15 protein-coding genes are annotated in these 18154 nt (G+C 49.5%); 8 read left to right on the top strand and 7 right to left on the bottom strand.

The annotated features are described in order from the left end of the window. The first annotated feature begins 204 nt into the window (after window positions 1-204). The 3 genes from CDA54_RS04195 to glgA all read left to right on the top strand — a co-directional run bounded on the left by CDA54_RS04195 (window position 205) and on the right by glgA (window position 3336). Window positions 205-441 (top strand): hypothetical protein, encoded by a 237-nt coding sequence (locus CDA54_RS04195; protein ID WP_099033758.1) that lies wholly within the window; start codon window positions 205-207, stop codon window positions 439-441. A 232-nt stretch (window positions 442-673) separates the two neighbouring features. Further along, window positions 674-1903 carry a glucose-1-phosphate adenylyltransferase gene (gene glgC / locus CDA54_RS04190; RefSeq protein WP_099033757.1) on the top strand — a complete coding sequence of 410 codons (1230 nt, stop codon included), beginning with the start codon at window positions 674-676 and terminating at the stop codon, window positions 1901-1903. Next, window positions 1900-3336 carry a glycogen synthase GlgA gene (glgA, locus tag CDA54_RS04185; RefSeq protein ID WP_099033756.1) on the top strand — a complete coding sequence of 479 codons (1437 nt, stop codon included), beginning with the start codon at window positions 1900-1902 and terminating at the stop codon, window positions 3334-3336. Before glgC ends, glgA begins: the two co-directional genes overlap by 4 nt. Here the strand turns inward: glgA and CDA54_RS04180 are convergent. Continuing rightward, on the bottom strand, window positions 3322-3747 hold the full coding sequence (locus tag CDA54_RS04180) for a DUF3293 domain-containing protein (protein WP_099033755.1): 426 nt from the start codon (window positions 3745-3747) through the stop codon (window positions 3322-3324). The two genes, glgA and CDA54_RS04180, sit on opposite strands and share 15 nt — an antisense overlap. 102 nt (window positions 3748-3849) lie before the next feature. Here CDA54_RS04180 and CDA54_RS04175 point away from each other — a divergent pair, with 102 nt between their 5' ends. The 4 genes from CDA54_RS04175 to CDA54_RS04160 all read left to right on the top strand — a co-directional run bounded on the left by CDA54_RS04175 (window position 3850) and on the right by CDA54_RS04160 (window position 7512). Further along, window positions 3850-5496, top strand: a complete 1647-nt coding sequence (locus CDA54_RS04175; RefSeq protein ID WP_229748095.1) for an ATP-binding protein — start codon at window positions 3850-3852, stop codon at window positions 5494-5496. Beyond that, on the top strand, window positions 5496-6035 hold the full coding sequence (locus tag CDA54_RS04170) for a YfiR family protein (protein ID WP_099033754.1): 540 nt from the start codon (window positions 5496-5498) through the stop codon (window positions 6033-6035). The genes CDA54_RS04175 and CDA54_RS04170 overlap by 1 nt, the downstream gene beginning before the upstream one ends. A gap of 107 nt (window positions 6036-6142) precedes the next feature. Then, a complete protein-coding gene (arcA, locus tag CDA54_RS04165; protein ID WP_099033753.1) occupies window positions 6143-6850 on the top strand; it encodes a two-component system response regulator ArcA in 708 nt (235 codons plus the stop codon). Window positions 6851-7056: 206 nt separating this feature from the next. Beyond that, window positions 7057-7512, top strand: a complete 456-nt coding sequence (locus tag CDA54_RS04160) for a hypothetical protein (protein ID WP_099033752.1) — start codon at window positions 7057-7059, stop codon at window positions 7510-7512. 562 nt (window positions 7513-8074) lie between these two features. Here CDA54_RS04160 and pmbA read toward each other — a convergent pair. Beyond that, window positions 8075-9406, bottom strand: a complete 1332-nt coding sequence (gene pmbA / locus CDA54_RS04155) for a metalloprotease PmbA (protein WP_099033751.1) — start codon at window positions 9404-9406, stop codon at window positions 8075-8077. Between the two features lie 70 nt (window positions 9407-9476). Between pmbA and yjgA the strand changes: the two genes are divergently transcribed. Further along, on the top strand, window positions 9477-9986 hold the full coding sequence (yjgA, locus tag CDA54_RS04150; RefSeq protein ID WP_099033750.1) for a ribosome biogenesis factor YjgA: 510 nt from the start codon (window positions 9477-9479) through the stop codon (window positions 9984-9986). Window positions 9987-10053: 67 nt separating this feature from the next. On the opposite strand, the gene tldD is transcribed toward yjgA, so the two are convergent. Genes tldD through CDA54_RS04125 form a run of 5 tightly spaced genes read right to left on the bottom strand, consistent with a single transcriptional unit; the run spans window position 10054 to window position 18153 of the window. Further along, window positions 10054-11502, bottom strand: a complete 1449-nt coding sequence (gene tldD, locus CDA54_RS04145) for a metalloprotease TldD (protein WP_099033749.1) — start codon at window positions 11500-11502, stop codon at window positions 10054-10056. Then, entirely contained in the window at window positions 11486-12319 is an 834-nt protein-coding gene (locus CDA54_RS04140) for a carbon-nitrogen hydrolase family protein (RefSeq protein ID WP_099033748.1), read from the bottom strand. Before CDA54_RS04140 ends, tldD begins: the two co-directional genes overlap by 17 nt. After that, on the bottom strand, window positions 12312-16133 hold the full coding sequence (locus CDA54_RS04135) for a YhdP family protein (protein ID WP_099033747.1): 3822 nt from the start codon (window positions 16131-16133) through the stop codon (window positions 12312-12314). The genes CDA54_RS04140 and CDA54_RS04135 overlap by 8 nt, the downstream gene beginning before the upstream one ends. Beyond that, the gene (gene rng, locus CDA54_RS04130; RefSeq protein ID WP_099033746.1) at window positions 16130-17596 is read right to left on the bottom strand and encodes a ribonuclease G; all 1467 of its coding nucleotides are present in this window, start codon (window positions 17594-17596) and stop codon (window positions 16130-16132) included. The genes CDA54_RS04135 and rng overlap by 4 nt, the downstream gene beginning before the upstream one ends. Further along, window positions 17593-18153, bottom strand: coding sequence for a Maf family protein (locus CDA54_RS04125; RefSeq protein WP_099033745.1), 561 nt, complete (start codon window positions 18151-18153; stop codon window positions 17593-17595). The genes rng and CDA54_RS04125 overlap by 4 nt, the downstream gene beginning before the upstream one ends. Between the last annotated feature and the right edge of the window lies 1 nt (window position 18154).

Below are 18154 nucleotides of genomic sequence, written 5' to 3'. Positions count from 1 at the left end.
CTGCTGCCTTGCAGCGACGCATTCACTAAACTTTCATCTCAGTTACATCCTTCTGTCATCCTCCTGGATTAGTTTGGAAATCCAATAAATACAGTGAGTTAAAATCCCTGATTCGATATTGGCATCAATATTGTTATCGCAGTGGTATCGATAGCATTTATTTTCAGGTAACCACTAGTTGTGGCCTTGTCAGGAGTAACACCCATGTCCAATGTGACCCCTATTAATTGCAGATATGGCCACACAGAGACGATTGCAGCAATTAAAGATCGGATCCGTACCATATTGGCCGGCATTCAGTTGTGTAATGAGTTAATCGCTGAAGAGCCGGAATTCAGATATCAGCATGAAGTTCAGCGCGACAAGCTGGTGGCAGAGCTGAATATTCAGCAACAGCAAATCGCCGGGCTACGAGTGCGCTATCTGGCGCAAACCGCCTGAGTATTGACCTGAGGCTGCAGCTAAAGCGCGGCACAATCGGTTAACAGGAGTTTTCAGGGAAGCCACGGCTCAGGGATTGAGCTCCCTTTAATCTTATTGGACTAATCTTTGATACGGATCAGCATTTCAGTGCTGTCGACCTGACGCTGTTGACTATACTCTTCGCTGATACCTGGTCTCTGCAACGGGGGCTCAAGGCGCGCAATGATTCAATACAGTATCAGGAGAACCTATGTCACGAACCCTCGCCATGATCCTCGCCGGTGGAGCCGGTACCCGTTTGTTTCCCTTAACGCAGACACGTACTAAACCGGCAGTCCCCTTTGCCGGGGGGTTAAGGCTGGTGGATTTTGTACTGAATAACTTCGTAAACTCTGATCTGCTTAAGATTTATCTGCTCACTCAGTTCAAGTCTCAATCTTTGAATATTCATCTGCGCCAGGCCTGGTATCTGTCTGGCCTGACCGGTAATTTTATTGATGCGATACCGGCGCAAATGCGAATGGGCGCGCGCTGGTATGAAGGAACTGCCGATGCCATCTATCAGAACATCAAGCTGATTGAGATTCACGACCCGGATAATGTATGTATCTTCGGTAGCGACCATATCTACAAGATGGAAGTGAGACAGGTGATCCGTTACCACGAAAAGCGCTCCGCGGCGCTGACAGTTTGTGCGACCCGGGTTCCCATCGGGCAAGCCAGCCGTTTTGGTGTGATCGAAGTGGATGATGAATATCGCATGGTTGGTTTTGAAGAGAAGCCGGAGAATCCCCGGGCCCTGCCAGATGATCCGACAATGGCGTTGGTTTCCATGGGCAACTACGTTTTTGACACCGGGGTGTTGTTCAAGGCTTTGCATAATGATGCCCAGGACAAGCTTTCCGGTCATGATTTTGGTCGCGATATTATTCCCCGGTTGTACCGTGATAAGCCGGTTTACGTTTACGACTTTACTCAGAATAAGATTCCCGGAGAGGACAACAGTGGTCACTACTGGCGTGATGTGGGTACGCTGGATTCCTATTGGCAGGCGCACATGGATTTACTGGCCTGCAAACCGCCGTTTGAACTAAACAATGAGAAATGGCCGCTGCGTAGCTACCATCCCCCGGTTCCACCCGCCAGAATTCTGGCTGATGAGCAGGGTAATCACTCTACAATCCTTAATTCCATTGTATCTTCAGGCAGCAAAGTGGTGGGCGCGAGAGTAGAACGTTCAGTTTTGGGGTTTAATACTTATCTTGGTGCTGGCTCAAGGCTCAATGAATGCGTTATCCTCAGTAAATCTCATATTGGAGCCGGTTGTTTTCTGAATCGGGTGATTACTGATAAGGGTGTAAGTATTGCTCCCGGTACCGAACTTGGTGTGAATCCTGTCCAGGACAAAGCACGCGGGCTGACGGTAACTGAGCAGGGGGTGGTGGTGATCCCGAAAGACATGAAGGTTGGCTTTGAATGAAAATACTTTTTGTGGTTTCTGAAGTGGAAGATCTCGCAAAGACCGGTGGGTTGGCCGATGTGGCTAAATCCTTGCCAATTGCGCTACGTGCTTTGGGCCACGATGTCAGAATTGTTAAGCCCTACTACCGGCAACTGGCTGAGAAATTCGCTCTGGATAACCTTACCGAGCCGCAAAAACTGCTGTCGGGGGATAAAGAGTACTGCTTTAATATCAAGCGCCTGAAACTGGAGTCTGTGCCGGTATACTGCGTTGACTACCCTGAGTATTTTCATCGCAACGGCTTGTATTCAGATGGGTATGAGGCCTTCGGAGACAATGCAGAGCGTTTTGCCTTTTTCTCTGCAGCTGCACTGCAAACGGCTAAAGCGATCAACTTCCAGCCCGATGTGATTCATTGTAACGACTGGCATACTGCCCTGTGCCCATTCTTTGTTAAGCAGGACAAGAGCGAATTTTTTGCCCGCAGCCGCACTCTCTATACGATCCACAACGGGGCTTACCAGGGTATTCACAAGTTTTCTGACATCCCTTTTATTCGTCCCTACGCGGAGCTGGCGTCGCAAATTGACAGCCACGGGAATCTTAATTATTTGCGTATGGGGCTGCGTTACGCTGACAAGATCAATGCAGTAAGCCCTAACTATGCCCGTGAACTGCTTACTCCTCTGGGTTCACACAATTTGTACCAGGATTTTCAGCTTCGGGCTAACGATGTGAGCGGTATACTCAACGGCTGTGATTATCAGCAGTGGGATCCGGCTACAGATAAGTTTCTGCCCAAAACCTATAACTCTGAATCCATTAAGGGTAAGGCTGCCTGTAAGGCGGCTCTGCAGGAAGAAGTCGGTTTGCCGGTCAATGACAATATACCGTTAGTCGGTATGCTGTGCCGGCTGACTGAGCAAAAAGGGTTTGGTTATATACTGCCGGTGCTCAGCCAGCTGTTGCAACATAATGTACAGTTGCTGGTGATCGGCACAGGGGATCCGGTGATCAGTGATGTGCTCGAATTCAACGCATCACAACATCCAGACAAGCTGGTGTTCCGCAATGACTTCAGTACCCGTATGGCGCATTTACTCGAAGCGGGCAGTGACTTTTTTCTGATGCCGTCGTTATTTGAACCCTGTGGATTGAACCAGATGTATAGCCTGGCGTATGGCACGATTCCGATAGTGCGCGCAGTGGGTGGCCTTCGCGATACGGTTCTGGATTTACAGATGCTGCCCGATCAGGCGACGGGTTTTATGTTCGAGGCCCCCGACAGCTCCGCATTGCTCAATTGCGTCCGTCGCGCGTTGCTGTTTTATCATGAGTATCCGCAGGAATTTATCGCCATGCAGCAACGGGGCATGCGTCATCGCTTTACCTGGTACGATGCCGCACTCAATTATCAGGCCTTGTACCAACATTGCCTACCTATGGATTAAGCGCTCAGAAAAGCGGGCCAGGTGTTTTTCAGGCTGATCCTTTAGCAGGCAGGGGCAAAGGTATAGCTGGTTGTTCTCAATCCAGTAAAAGGCATTCTGCGCGAACGCCTTTGCCAGACTATGTGCCTGACTTTTCGTGCAATTAATTAGCAGACTGTGCTCCTGATGACTAAGCTCAGGGTTCGTGCCGGTCAATTCAGCAAAAGGCAGATTGCACTGACAGAGGTGGCTGCGAAGCCTTTCATTTAGTGCCTTATTGTGTTCGGTGTTAAGCAGTTTCCCCTTAGGATTGCAGGCGGTGATAATACCTGCCTTTTGCCAGTCCGGAAGAGGCTGATGTGGCAGAAAAACCGTTTCACTATAATGCTGCCAAAGCTGTTTGCAGGCGCAAGAATCTGTATTTTCAGTCATTTAGTCATTATTTGCCGCTGGAAAAATTGTTAATTTCAGCAAGATTGTATCAATATGGTGATAAGCTTATCGACCACCTGGTGAAAGAGCAGAATTCTGACCATGCCAGCACATAAACGTACATTGTCTATAAAGAACCTGTTTATCTGGGTTGTAATGTCTATTACGGCCATTGTGCTGATCCTGGCTTCCAGTATTTCTTTGTATATGCAGATCTCTATTGCCAAAGAAGAAATGCAGGGTGATGTTGAGACATTTGCCAAAATCATCAGCCATAATGCTGCCAGTGGTATCGTTTTTAACGACAATGTCACCGAAGAAGACAGTCTGCAAGCCCTGGCTGCCGCCACTTTCATCAACAATGTTCATCTGTATAAACTCAACCCTGCTAACGAACCTGAATTTTTTGCCAGTTACAATAAAACCGGACAGGTACCCGTGCCGACAATGTTTGATCGCATCGATGAGTTGTCTGAGCCGCGGTTCAGCAGTGATGCACTGGAGCTGATTACGCCCATAAGGCTGGAGGGAAATCTGGTTGGTTATGTTTATCTGCGGGCCTCAACGGAGCCTCTTAACCAGCTCACCCTGAATACGGTTATGATTATTCTGTCAGTATTATTGCTGGCTCTGGTACTGAGCTTTTTACTGACCCTGAGATTGCAGAAAATCATTACCCGCCCCATTGAAGAGCTGGTGTATCTGGTGCAGCAGATTTCCAGTAAAAAAGATTATTCTAACCGTGCCAGTGCATCCAGTTTACGGGAGCTGGATATTCTTGCGGAATCCTTCAACGGTATGCTGGAAAAGATACAGCAGCATATTCAGCGTCAGGAGGAGGCTGAAGAGGAACACCGGCGGCTGAATCTGAGTCTTGAAGAAAAGGTTGGCCAACGCACCACGGCCCTCAAAGAGGCGAATAAAGAACTGATTCAGACTCTGGAAACATTGCATCAGTTCCAGCGTCAGATTGTTCAGAATGAAAAAATGGCGTCGCTCGGTGATATGGTGGCGGGAGTGGCTCATGAGGTTAATACTCCCATTGGTCTGGGGGTGACGGCTTCTACCATGATGCTGGACAGACTCAACCAGTTGCAGCATGACTTCAAAAATAAAACGCTAAAGGCCAGTGCTCTGGAACGCTTCCTCAACGAGGGGGAAGAGAACCTCAATATTATCTATCGCAATCTCAACCGTGCCGCTGAACTGATCTCCAGCTTTAAACAGGTAGCAGTGGACCAGAGTAGTGAGAATACCCGGGTATTCAGTTTCACCCAGTTGATGGATGAGGTTCTGATGTCTATGCGGCCGAGGCTGAAGAAGGTCAATCATGAGATCAACATCGACTGCGATCCTGATCTGGTTATAGAGAGTAAAGCCGGACCCATCAATCAGGTTATCATTAACCTGATTATGAACTCGCTGATCCACGGTTTTGAGTTTATCGAGAAAGGCCGAATCGACATCATTGTCAGAATTCAGGGTAACAACAAATTACATATCGACTATAAAGACAATGGCAAGGGTATTCCCGAACACCTTTGCAAACGTATCTTCGACCCCTTTGTTACCACCAAACGAGGCCAGGGGGGCAGCGGACTGGGTATGCATCTGGTTTTTAATCTTGTCACCCAGGCTCTGGATGGATCTATCACCGTCAGTAGTGAGGAAGGCCACGGCGTGACCTTTGAGATTCTCTTTCCGGTCAGAAAAGTGGAAACTTCAGCGGCACGGGCAAGGAACCAGTGATGCTGATGTCTGGAGCCTGCAAACGTCTGGCATTGGCAGCCGTACTGTTTATGTCGCTGTCAGCCAGTGCCATTGGTTTCACTTCAGAACAACTGCGGGCCCCCTTTTTACTGCATATTGCCGGCTTTACCCAGTTTACGCAGCCCCTGCCTGATTCATCTGCACTGCAATTCTGTTTTCTTGAAGATGAAAATTTCCCTCATGCGCAAATCTTTCGTCAGGCACCAGAGCGCAAAGTACAGGGGCGGGACATCAATTTACTTACCCTTACGGATATCAGGGAGTTATCAGACACACAGCACTGTCACCTTCTGTTTATCGGTGAAGAACAGGAAAGTGATGAAGTATTTGATGTGATTGCCGACCTCAATAAACACACCATTTCTGTGGGGGAAAGTCTTAACTTCATTGAGCAGGGCGGGATGATGTCAGTATTACCTTTGCAGTCAAAGATGAAAATATTTTTTAATCGCGATGCCTATCAGAAAACCGGGCTGAAGTTCAGTTCGGCGCTTCTGAAGCGAGTGAACTTTCGATAGTAAAAGCCGTCCTATGGCCTGCAAGTTCTGGTAAACTACAGGTAATAAGCCATAGGCCAGTAATAACATAATTACCGAAAGGTATAACAAAGCGTGGAATTGAGAAGATGCAGACTCCAAACATTCTTATAGTCGAAGATGAGGTAGTGACCAGAACAACCCTGACCAGCTTGTTCGAGGCTGAGGGCTATCAGGTGTATGAAGCGGAAAACGGCGAAGAGATGCATGATATTTTCGCCAATCACAGTATCAATCTGGTGGTGATGGATATTAACCTGCCGGGTAAGAATGGACTGATTCTGGCCAGAGAAGTCCGGGACCGCAAAAATGTGGGATTAATTTTTCTCACTGGCCGCGACAATGACGTTGACCGAATACTGGGGCTGGAAATTGGTGCTGATGATTATCTTACCAAACCCTTTAACCCCAGAGAGCTGACGATCAGGGCAAGAAATTTACTCTCTCGCACACTCAACAGCAGTGAAGATGATGATTTGCCAAGTAAGGTGAACTTCAACGGTTGGGTGCTCGACAGCGACAGCCGCAGTCTGGTTTCCCCTTCAGAAAAAGAATTCCGTCTGCCTCGCAGTGAGTTCCGTGCGATGCATCTGTTTCTGCGTCACCCTGGTAAAATTCTTACCCGTGAGCAGCTTATTATGGAAATGACAGGCCGTGAATTGCGACCCAATGACAGAACGGTAGATGTTACCATTCGCCGTATCCGCAAACACTTTGAATCTGAGCCAGGCGCTGCGGAACTGATCGTCACCATTCATGGTGAAGGTTACCGATTCTGTGGTGAAGTGGATGGGTGATTGGTGGTGAGGAGTTAGGTGTGAGGAGAGAGGTGATTTCCTCCTCACTCTTTTCTCCTCTCACCTCACCAGATACCCTACTCCGCCGCTACCTCATTCCATCAACCAGTACTGAGTTGATCTCTCAAACCCTATAGCTTTGTCTTGGTTAGAGTAATTTTTATTACACCTCAAATTTTATTCTTTGTTCAAAAAGGACTTGTGAAGTGAAGAAAATAGCCTTCTTGATTCTGTTATCTGTAGTATCCAGTACCAACACATTTGCTAGTGATACAATCCGCTTCGAAACTGGCATTGGTGTTGATTTTGGAGGTATCGGTGCCCAGTTCCACATGCCCATAGGTACTAATAAACTTGATTTATATCTCTCTGCTGGCCTCTTTTATACATCAAACAGATCAAATGAAGAGATGGGATTTGGTGCTGGAGGAAATTACTTTATGGATAAGAAACAAGCGATTACGTTCTATTATGGGACATTGCACACCGAAAGATATATTGATGAATTTTTAGATGTGAGAACTGATTCTGATCAGGGGCTTTCTGTAGGGTATAAGTACTACTTCAGTGGCAGCTCAGCGTCTGGTTGGTCGCTAGGTGCAAATTATAATTTTTATGATGGCGGAAGTTATCCATTTTTAAGCGTTGGGTACAGATACTGAAAAGAAGCGAGGTAAGCATTCGCGGTCAAATCAGGACTAAGAAAAACGCAGGGATCATTTATCTCCCTCACTCCTTACGCACACTGTAGCAAAGGCATAAGCCCAATAAATAGGGCTCTGCATGAGCACAACGCAGGCCCGGAATTTATTCAACCGACCGCCCGTCATGCCCGAATGTTGTTATCGGGCATCCAGCGACCTGCAGAAAAACTTAATGCACCGCGGAGACGCAGAAATTCAGGAGAGTTTCTATCTTGGTTTTCTCTGCGCACCCTGCGGCTTTGCGAGATTTCAGGCTTTTAACTTTTTGATCTCGCAGAGGCGCTAAGGCGCAGAGGGTTCAAAAATTAATCGCTCAAAAAGGCATTGAGTTCCCAGCAACCTATAGATTTGTAGGTCGCGGCTATAGCCCGTCATCTGAGTAATCAAAGTTGTTGGGCGTCCAGTGACCTTTAATGCACCGCGGAGACGCAGAGGTTTAAGAGGCCTATCCTCTCCGTTGTCTCTGTGTGCTCAGCGACTCTGCGGTGAAAATAAACGGCCAGTCCAGTAAATTGGGCCTTTATTCTCCCGCCACCTGCATTCCGTCAACTAATACTGATCCGCATTGCACGGCGCCACGGGTTTCGGTATCTGTGCCAATGGCGCGAATATTCATCAGCATCTGGGCCAGATTTCCGGCAATAGTCACTTCATGCACCGGATATTGAATCTGGCCGTTTTCCACCCAGAAACCTGCAGCACCACGGGAATAATCACCATTGACGATATTCACACCCTGGCCCATCAGTTCGGTAACCAGCAAACCGGTTCCCATTTCCTGCAGTAGCTGTTCAAAGTCGTGACCACTGTTGCTGATCAGCCAGTTATGTATGCCCCCCGCATGGCCATTAGTCGGCATATTCAGCTTGCGGCCGGAATAGCTGGTGAGCAGGTAGTGTTGCAATACCCCCCGTTCAACGATATCCATGTCTCTGGTGGCGACGCCTTCATGATCGAAGGGGGAGCTCGCCAGACCCCGCAGCAGGTGAGGACGCTCCTGAATTGCCAACCACTGCGGCATCACCTGGTGATTCAGTTTGTCCAGCAAAAATGAGGAGTTGCGGTAGAGGCTTCCACCACTTATGGCTGCAACAAAGTGGCCAAATAAACTGGAGGCTATCTCATGATGGAAAATCACCGGTACTTTAGCGGTTTTTGCCTTACGTCCACCCAGTCTCGACAGGGTCACGCGAGCCGCTTCCAGGCCAACCTGCTGTGGCGTATCCAATTTGTCCGGCTGACGACTAAGACTATAGGCATAATCCCGCTGCATGTCGTCGCCTTGCTTGCCGATCAGTACGCAACTGAGGCTGTACCTGCTACTCGGGTAGCCTGCATTGATGCCGTGGCTGTTTCCATAAACCTTGACGCCGAGATTGGCGTTATAGGCAGCCCCATCGGAATTGACAATTCGGTTGTCTGACCCGAAAGCGGCTTTTTCTGCTTCAATCGCATAGCGAATACCGGCATCGGCATCCAGCTCCTGCGGATGATAAAGATCTAAATCGGGAATATCCCGGGCGATAAGATCTGCATCGGCCAGGCCAGAGCAAGGATCTTCACTGGTGTAACGGGCAATCTCAATGGCTTTTTCTACCGTCATTTTCAGCGCCTGAGAGCTCAGATCTGCCGTTGAAGCACTGCCTTTGCGCTGACCAACATATACGCTGATGCCCAGGCCACCATCATTGGTAAACTCCAGAGTTTCGATCTGTTGCATTCTGGAAGACACGGAAATGCCCTGAATTTTACTCATGCTTGCTTCGGCCTGAGTGGCACCGAGTTTCTTTGCCAGGGTGAGGGTGTCATCTACCACATTTTGAATATCTGTCAGTGTCTGTTCTGGATTCATATACTGGAACTGCTGCCTTAGTGTTACAATCTCTGGTATCTCGGCACAGTGTAACATTAAAGACGAAACGATGACTGAAATGTGGCAAGACGAACCTGATTTTGAACCCAAGAGCAAAACGCAGCTAAAAAATGAGATGCATGAATTGCAGCAGCTGGGTGTCAAGCTGGTGGATATGGGGCAGGGCGCGCTGGATAAAATTCCTATGGCGCCGGAACTCAGGGATGCAGTCATGCTGGCACGGCGTATAAACAGAAAGAAAGAGGGCTTCCGTCGCCAATTACAGCTGATCGGCAAAATGATGCGCCACACCGATGTTGAACCCATTCGTGAGGCGCTGGATGTATTGGAGAACAAGCACAAGCAGCAGGTAAAGCAGCATCATCATCTGGAACAGCTCAGGGATGATATTATTGCTCAGGGCGATGATGTGATAAATCAGGTGGTGGCGGAACACCCTGCGCTGGAGAGGCAAAAACTCAGACAACTGAGTCGTCAGGCCAATAAAGAAAAGCTGGCTGACAAGCCACCCAAATCATCTCGCGAGCTGTTTCAGTATCTTAAAGGTGAGCTGGAGTAATACACGCCAGACTGAGACCTGATGGGCTAAGGCAAAGTCCGGCAACAAATTTCAACACGCCCTGGTATCAGGCTGTACCACCTACGGTCAGTTGATCCACTCTTAAAGTTGGCTGACCAACGCCCACAGGAACGCTCTGACCGTCCTTTCCACATACGCCGACACCTTTATCCAGCGCCATATCATTGCCAATCATGGATACCTGACGCATCACTTCAGGACCGTTACCGATAAGGGTTGCTCCTTTGACGGGCGCGGTGATTTTGCCGTTTTCTATCAGATAGGCCTCTGAGGTGGAGAAGACAAATTTACCTGAGGTGATATCCACCTGACCACCACCAAAATTGGGTGCATAGAGTCCCTTGTCTACACTGGCAATGATTTCTTCGGGTTCATATTTACCGGCCAGCATATAGGTATTGGTCATACGAGGCATAGGCAAATGGGCAAAGGATTCACGCCTGCCATTGCCTGTCGCCTCTGTACCCATCAGTCTGGCATTCAGTTTGTCCTGCATGTAGCCTGTCAGTATCCCGTCTTCAATCAGCACATTGGAACGGGTTGGTGTGCCTTCGTCATCCATATTCAGCGAGCCGCGTCTTTGATTCAGTGTACCGTCATCCACCACGGTAACGCCTTTGGCGGCAACCTGTTCACCCATGCGACCACTGAAAGCAGAGCTGCCTTTGCGGTTGAAATCGCCTTCCAGGCCGTGGCCCACTGCTTCATGTAGCAGCACACCGGGCCAGCCATTACCTAATATTACAGGCATGGTTCCAGCGGGAGCATCGATAGCCTGCATGTTAATTCTGGCCATATGCAGGGCTTCATCGGCCAGTTGTTGATATCTTGGCTGACCGTCTTCGAGCTCCAGTAGCCAGCTGTAGCCATAACGCCCACCCATGCCGGAACTTCCCCTTTCGCGGCGCCCGTCCTTTTCCATCAATACTGAGCAATTTAGTCTTACTAAAGGTCTGATATCCATGTTGTATGTGCCATCGGTGGCGGCCACCAGTATTTCTTCATAGACCCCGGTCAGACTGACAATAACCTGGCTTACACTCGGTTCAAGCCGGCGTACATGTTCGTCAAGGTTATGCAGCAGAGACACCTTGTCCTGCTCGCTCAGGTCACTAATGGGGTTAGAGCTCTGATACAACGGTGTTCGTTGTTGTTTCTGCCCATGGAAAGCCGCAACCTGATGTGTCCCGCCGGCTCTGGCAATACTGCGCGTCGCTTTGCATGCCTGGAACAGCGCGTCTCTGGATATTTCGTCAGAGTAAGCAAAGCCGGTTTTCTCGCCGCTGACGGCGCGCACGCCTACACCACGTTCGATATTGTAGCTACCATCTTTAATAATACCGTCTTCGAGCACCCAGCTTTCATGATGGCTGGACTGAAAATACAGGTCGGCGAAGTCATTATCGTGGGCATAGATCATTCCCAGGGCTTGCTGCAGATCCTTTGCCTGCAAGTCAGAGGCGTGGAGTAAATTTTGTTCAACCTGTTGGTTCAATCGAATAGCTCCTGAATTGGTTGTGTTGGCTGACCGGCATGTTGCGACGAATTTTCTGCAATTCATCGGTATCCGGACGGGCCTGAATAATACCGGCACCATAGCGAATCATATTCAATACTTCTCCCCAGGGAGACAGAATGACCGAGTGCCCGTAGGTATGACGTCCATTGGCGTGTTCGCCGCCCTGATCGGCAGCGACCACATAACATTGTTTTTCAATCGCCCGGGCCTGCAACAATGGCATCCAGTGGGCCTGACCCGTGACCTGAGTAAATGCTGAAGGCAGAGCCAGCACATCCACCTGTCCCATAGCCTGAAAGAGTCCGGGAAAGCGCAGATCGTAACACACTGCCAGACCCAGTCGGCCAAAGGGGCTATCAATGACAATCACTTGATTGCCAGCCTGTGTAGTCGCTGACTCCTTGTAGCTGCGGGTATTATCTTCTACCTGCACATCAAATAAATGGATCTTCTGATACTCGCTGACTTGTTTACCTTGCGGGTCAAACAGCAGGCAGGAAGCGGTAAATTTATCTGCCTGAACCTGTGATTGCAGTGGAATGGTACCCGCCACCAACCAGATTCCATATTTTTCTGCCATGTTCGCCAGGGCTTCCTGGATCGGCCCTTGTCCTGGCTTTTCTGCCAGCTCCAGTTGTCTTTTATCGCTGCCACCAAAGCAGGCAAAACATTCCGGTAATACAACCAGTGTTGGTTCGTTGACCTGCAGATTCGCAAGTTGCCTGTCTACCTGTGCCAGGTTCTCCTGGGGATCAGGCGTTGAAATCATCTGTAAGGCAATCAGGTTAGCCATTTACTGCCTCCTCTGTGTTGTTTTCCAGTGCCCCTTTGGTTTGCGGCTCTTGTGGCAGAGTCTTGGCGGGCAGCTGAATTTCTCTGCTGTCCCGTCCCAGCTCCTCCAGAACCGGTTCATCCAGAGTACCGGTAAGAGAGTATTTGATATTGGAGATGACTTTGGCCGAGGTCAACACCTCATCAATGGCCAGCGCGGCAATCGCGGCCGGTGTATTAATCATCCATGCCAGAATCACCGGCAGGCTGGAAGTGACTTTAGGGGTGAAACCGATATTGTAGTTTATTGCCTGGGTATTGAGATCAGTGTAGCCGGCAAGGGTCATTTTCCCCGCCGATCCATCTATCATCGTGTCTTCGGTGCTCACCAGACCATTTTCGATCTGAAAAGTACCGCTCATCTGATCATAGAAAAAGCCCTTGGCGAACACATCACGAAAGTCCAGTGTCAGCTTACGGATCAGGGATTCCAGACTGAGAATACTGAATATCCGGGCCCCTTTGTCACTGACTTCTGTCAGGTAGCCATCGCTTAATTGCCAGTCAACGTCACCGCTTATGGTAGCGAAATTAAACTTATACGGGGCCTGCTGCCAGCTCAGATCAAAATCCATGCTGGCCGAGGAATCACGCACGCCTGCATCAAAGCCAAAATCTCTGATCAGATCACCGAAATCATCGGATTCAAAATTACCCGCCAGCCTGGTGTGATTTTGAGTCTCATCAATAACCCAGTCACCACTGGCACTGAGTCGGTCACCATTGCGTTTTATATCCAGGTTTTCGATACGCATACCATGGTTTACCGGCGTCAGTTTCAGATTAACCTGCCCCAGATCCTGTCCATCGTAATTACAGCGTTTACAACTGACCTCCAGCGGCGGAAGACTATTGCTGCTTTCAAACTCCGGAGGCGCCTGTTGTTGCCAGGCTGGCAGGTTAAGGTAATCGGCGTCAATACGCAGACCCCGCCCGCGCCAGTCATGACTGATTTCTATATCGGCGCGGCTCTGACTTGAATTGACGCTCGCCAGCCAGGCGATATCGGTATTCTTAATATTCAGCTCTACCCGGTTAAACTCGCCTCCAAATAAATTCAGACGCTCAGTGTTAACAAAAATACGTTCTGGTAAGCCGAGCAAGCTCTGTCCGGAGTCATTAACAGAACCGGTTAAGGCCTTAAGGCTGTCGTAGACTTTTTCTGCGCTGATGTAGGGTAAGTTGGCGGATACACTGAAACCGGTTCCCATGCCGGTAAAACTACTGTCTCCTAATGCCAGATGGGCCCTTGAAAAACGCATTTCTTTATGTGGCAGCAAGCCATTGAATCTGACTCTGTCACCAAACTGAATTCGCACATTGGAAACCAGTTCATCGCCCTCTACATTCATCAAAAGGGGCTTGTCCTGCTCTGGTGGCTTGGCAAAGGGGTCAGGCAAAGCCGAGGCAAAACCGGTCATATCAGACTGCAGATGAAATTCATATTCATAGCCTTGCTGTGGCAACAGCAGACTTAGCTCCGCCTGCCAGTCGGCATTGCCCTCAACGAATTCCGCCAGACCACTGCCCTGTTCGCTGAGTAACTGACGGACATCCCAGTCGCCCAGAAGACTGACCTCGGTGGCATAGCCTTGCTGAGTCTGTTCGCCATACAATGTCACATTGATATCGTGGTTAAACAGGCCTGCCTGTAATCCTTCGGCAGATATTTTGTCATTAACAAAATTAAGCTCGCCGGATAACTGCTGCACATTTAAATCCAGGCTCTGAAAGTACACCGGGTTGTCATTGAATCTCACGGTACCGCTGGCAACCACATTTTTACCCGTAAGCGGAATGTTCAGGTTCATTGCGGTGCTGAGTTCACCCGTAATCTGGATTTCAGACAGAACATTGCCCAGCGATTCCGCCATCTGGCTATTGTTCATTAAGGCGGACAGATGCTTGCCGCTGGCGCGGGTATCAATATTGATGGACAGTTCGGCGGAACTGACCAGCCTGGGAATAACGGCGGTAACCGTACCAATGTCCAGATCCTGCAGTTTGCCTGACTGGCTGGTCATGGTCAGGCTTTCATTCTCAAACATCAGTTGCATATCTAATAAGGTCAGCGAAGGCCAATTGGCATCGAAATCGAATTCGCTGTCGGTGATATCTACCTTTGCCTGAAAAACGCCTTGTTTGTTTTCAAAGGGGAATTGTTCAACCGGTCCATGCCACAGCACACTGCCATGTTCAATTTTCCCGGATATCAGTGCCTCTTCCAGATAGGCCTGAGTGTTTTGCCCCATTAATGCGCCAGGGAAGTAGTTTTTGGCATGTTCCACCGCCATGGCATCAATACGTGTCAGCAGACTGAGGTTTTTTGTACCGGACTCATAATGCAGAGCCTGGGTAAGTTGCAGATCTTCACTGTTAAAACGAATGTCCGGTGCTGCAACGATTAACTGCTGTTGTTGCAGACTGAAATAAATATCTCCGGACAATTCACGGAAGTCCAAATCGTTACCGAGCAGCAATTCACTGTGCAATATCTCGTCAGTAGCATCAAATTGCAGACGACCCTGGTTATAGCCCCAGTCGAAGCGACCGGATACCCCTCTCAGGCCAGGGATCAGATCAGTCTGAGCCGTATTAAAGTCTTCAAACTGCATGGTAAGGGCAGCGCCCTGCTCACTCACCAAAGCATGTAACCCGGTAATATCCGCTTGTGGAGCCAGCTTCTCCAGGCTGGCAAATTTGTTTTCAGGCATAAACAAAGCGGCAAGGGGAAATACGGATGCCAGGCTGAGTCTGCCAGTCGCTAACTCGATCTCACCCAGTGCAGTGCGTTTACCACTAAAACCCAGAGTGATGGGGGCGTCATCATTAAGCTGGATCTGCAGATCCTGAAGTACGTAGTACCATTGTGAGCCAATGGGACGGGCACTGAAGTTGCCGTCGATCAGCTGCATGTCCAGTGTGTTGGCGTCCTCCCACCGGAACTGACTGTCATTAATATCCGCCTGCAAAGAAGTGGGCTTGGAGTCTTTAATATCAGCCCAAAGGGTCATGTTCACCCTGGCGAAAGCGAGTTCTCTCTCACTGGGATTCAATTGTTCGAGCCAGGGAGAGATATCCAGATCTTTTGCATCAGCGTAAAACGTCCCGTTGAGATTATCTCGCCCGCCCTGCAGATCTAGAATAAACCGGGTAGAGTTGCGTGTAAGCTCAGCTACCTTCAATAAACCCACGCCCTGGTGCTGGTTTTCCTGATTCAGCCAGCTCAGCTGTTCAATGTGAACCTGTTGACGCTGGCGTGCGGTGGCCAGAAACAGCTCGCTGTCATTGACTGAGAAACGGTGTAACTGCTCCAGAAAAAGCTCTTTGAGAGCATCCACTACGGGATAGTCTGAGCTGCCTGCCTCAAGGCGCGGGATATCCAGTGCCAGAGTAAGACCATTAAGGTTAAAGCGTTGGGATTGAATGCGTCTGTTCAGCAGGCTGGACCAGAAATCCAGCTCTATCTGAGTTTCTTTAATGTTCAGCTGGATCGGTGAATCCAGTTGATTATTCAGGGCGATATCCTGCAGCACAATAGCCGGCCCTGTGCCTTTCCAGGCGGCACTGATACTGCCAATTTGCAGATCGGCACCGTATTGCTCACTGATATAACCCTCAAGCCAATGCTTGTAATCGTCCATATGGGGCAGGGCGACGCGCATCAGGCTCAGCAATACCGCCAGCGTCAGCAGGATGATGGCACTGAGGGTCCAGAGTTTTCTCAAGGTCCAGGACAGGTAGGAAATAACCGGCCTGCGGGTGGCAGTGGTCACATCATCACCACGTCATACTTGTCCTGATGGTACAAGGGCTCCGTCTGGACTTTGATTTGTTTACTGACAAAAAGCTCTAGCTCGGCGAGCATGTGTGACTCTTCTCCCATCAGGGCTTCTGCCACGGCGGGAGCGGCATACACCACGAATTTATCGGCATCATAGGCCCTGTTCACCCGCACAATTTCACGCATAATCTCGAAGCAGGCAGTTTCAACCGTCTTCATCGAACCACGGCCCTTACATACTGGACACTCACCACAGAGGATATGTTCCAGACTTTCGCGAGTTCTTTTACGTGTCATTTCAATCAGCCCCAGAGCGGTAAAGCCATGGATATTGATTTTTGCCCGATCTTTACTGGTGGCCATTTCCAGACTGTGGAGCACGCGGCGCTGATGATCAGAGTCAGTCATGTCGATAAAATCGATAATGATCATACCACCAAGGTTGCGCAGCCTGAGCTGCCTGGCAATTGCCAGAGTCGCCTCGATATTGGTATTGAAAATAGTTTCTTCGAGATTACGATGGCCTACAAAGGCACCGGTATTGATATCGATGGTGGTCATGGCTTCGGTCTGATCGATAATCAGGTAGCCACCGGATTTAAGGTCAACACGGCGTTCCAAAGCGCGTTGTACTTCATTTTCCACATCGAAAAGATCGAAAATAGGACGATCGCCCTGATACAGTTCGAGCAGGCTGTGTAATCCGGGTACATACTCTTTGGTGAAATCCACCAGTTCATTAAACACCAGCTTGGAATCGATACGGATTTTATCCAGCTCAGTGCCAACAAAGTCCCGCAATACCCGTCGGGCGAGAGGCAGGTCTTCATAAAGCACATGGGTTTTGCGCTCTTTTTTGCGTAATTTTACCTTGTTCCAGAGACGACGCAGAAACTGCGCGTCCTGAGACAACTCATCTTCTTTCGCACCTTCGGCGGCAGTGCGCAGAATAAAGCCCCCTTCGTCATCACAAAAGGCCTGCACCAGGGTTTTCAGGCGCTCCCTTTCCTGTTCATCTTCAATACGCTGGGACACGCCCACATGAGAGACGCTGGGCATAAACACCAGGTACCGGGATGGGAGCGTGATATCTGTCGTCAGCCGTGCACCCTTGGTGCCGATAGGATCTTTGACCACCTGTACCACAATATCCTGGCCGTCGCGCACCAGCGCACGAATATCCTGGCGCACCAGATGATTCTCGGTGACTTCATCAATCACTTCGTTGTGGATGACAATATCTGAGGCGTGCAAAAAGGCGGCTTTTTCCAGCCCTATATCCACAAATGCTGCCTGCATGCCAGGCAAGACGCGGCTGACCTTACCGCGATAAATATTTCCTACCAGCCCCCGTTTGGTGTGCCGCTCTACATGCACTTCCTGCAGTATGCCGTTTTCTATCAGCGCCACTCTGGATTCTGAGGGGGTAACATTGATCAGTAGTTCTGCACTCATAACACCTGATTTTCCTTGAGCAATTCGCTGGTTTCATACAAGGGTAAGCCAACCACGGCGGTATAGCTGCCTTTGATATGTGTCACAAACTGGCCCGCCAGCCCCTGAATACCGTAACCACCGGCTTTGTCTTTCGGCTCACCGCTTTGCCAGTACCAGTCAATTTCCTGTTTGCTGAGAACCTTAAAGCTGACCTGAGTGATAACCAGCCGGTGCTGAAGGCCGCTGTCCGTATACAATGCCACGGCTGTCATTACCTGATGGGTGCTGCCACTGAGCAAGGCAAACATCTGTTCAAAATCGGCTTTGCTTTCAGGCTTGCCGAGTGCCTGATTTTTAGTGACCACCAGCGTGTCAGCGCCCAGTACCGGATCAATATGACCGGCTTTTTGTCGCGCGGCTTGCGCTTTTTTGCGTGCAAGCCTGACCACATGATCCTGTGGGTCTTCATTTTTGAACATGCTCTCGTCGACATCCATGGGCAGTTGACGAAAGGGCACCTGAAGCTGATTCAGAAGCTCGGCGCGACGTGGGGAGCCAGATGCAAGAACCAGCATA

The sequence above is a fragment of the Lacimicrobium alkaliphilum genome (genome assembly GCF_002591895.1).
Lineage (GTDB): Bacteria > Pseudomonadota > Gammaproteobacteria > Enterobacterales > Alteromonadaceae > Lacimicrobium > Lacimicrobium alkaliphilum.
Note: the sequence above shows the minus strand (reverse complement) of the source record. Positions and strands in the feature narration are given on the sequence as shown.

Coding starts and splice junctions, on each gene's coding strand:
- CDA54_RS04125 (WP_099033745.1), bottom strand. CDS start 18,153: ATGCTGGTTCTTGCATCTGGCTCCCCACGTCGCGCCGAGCTTCTGAAT.
- CDA54_RS04140 (WP_099033748.1), bottom strand. CDS start 12,319: ATGGCTAACCTGATTGCCTTACAGATGATTTCAACGCCTGATCCCCAG.
- glgA (WP_099033756.1), top strand. CDS start 1,900: ATGAAAATACTTTTTGTGGTTTCTGAAGTGGAAGATCTCGCAAAGACC.
- arcA (WP_099033753.1), top strand. CDS start 6,143: ATGCAGACTCCAAACATTCTTATAGTCGAAGATGAGGTAGTGACCAGA.
- CDA54_RS04170 (WP_099033754.1), top strand. CDS start 5,496: ATGCTGATGTCTGGAGCCTGCAAACGTCTGGCATTGGCAGCCGTACTG.
- rng (WP_099033746.1), bottom strand. CDS start 17,596: ATGAGTGCAGAACTACTGATCAATGTTACCCCCTCAGAATCCAGAGTG.
- yjgA (WP_099033750.1), top strand. CDS start 9,477: ATGACTGAAATGTGGCAAGACGAACCTGATTTTGAACCCAAGAGCAAA.
- CDA54_RS04195 (WP_099033758.1), top strand. CDS start 205: ATGTCCAATGTGACCCCTATTAATTGCAGATATGGCCACACAGAGACG.
- CDA54_RS04175 (WP_229748095.1), top strand. CDS start 3,850: ATGCCAGCACATAAACGTACATTGTCTATAAAGAACCTGTTTATCTGG.
- CDA54_RS04180 (WP_099033755.1), bottom strand. CDS start 3,747: ATGACTGAAAATACAGATTCTTGCGCCTGCAAACAGCTTTGGCAGCAT.
- glgC (WP_099033757.1), top strand. CDS start 674: ATGTCACGAACCCTCGCCATGATCCTCGCCGGTGGAGCCGGTACCCGT.
- pmbA (WP_099033751.1), bottom strand. CDS start 9,406: ATGAATCCAGAACAGACACTGACAGATATTCAAAATGTGGTAGATGAC.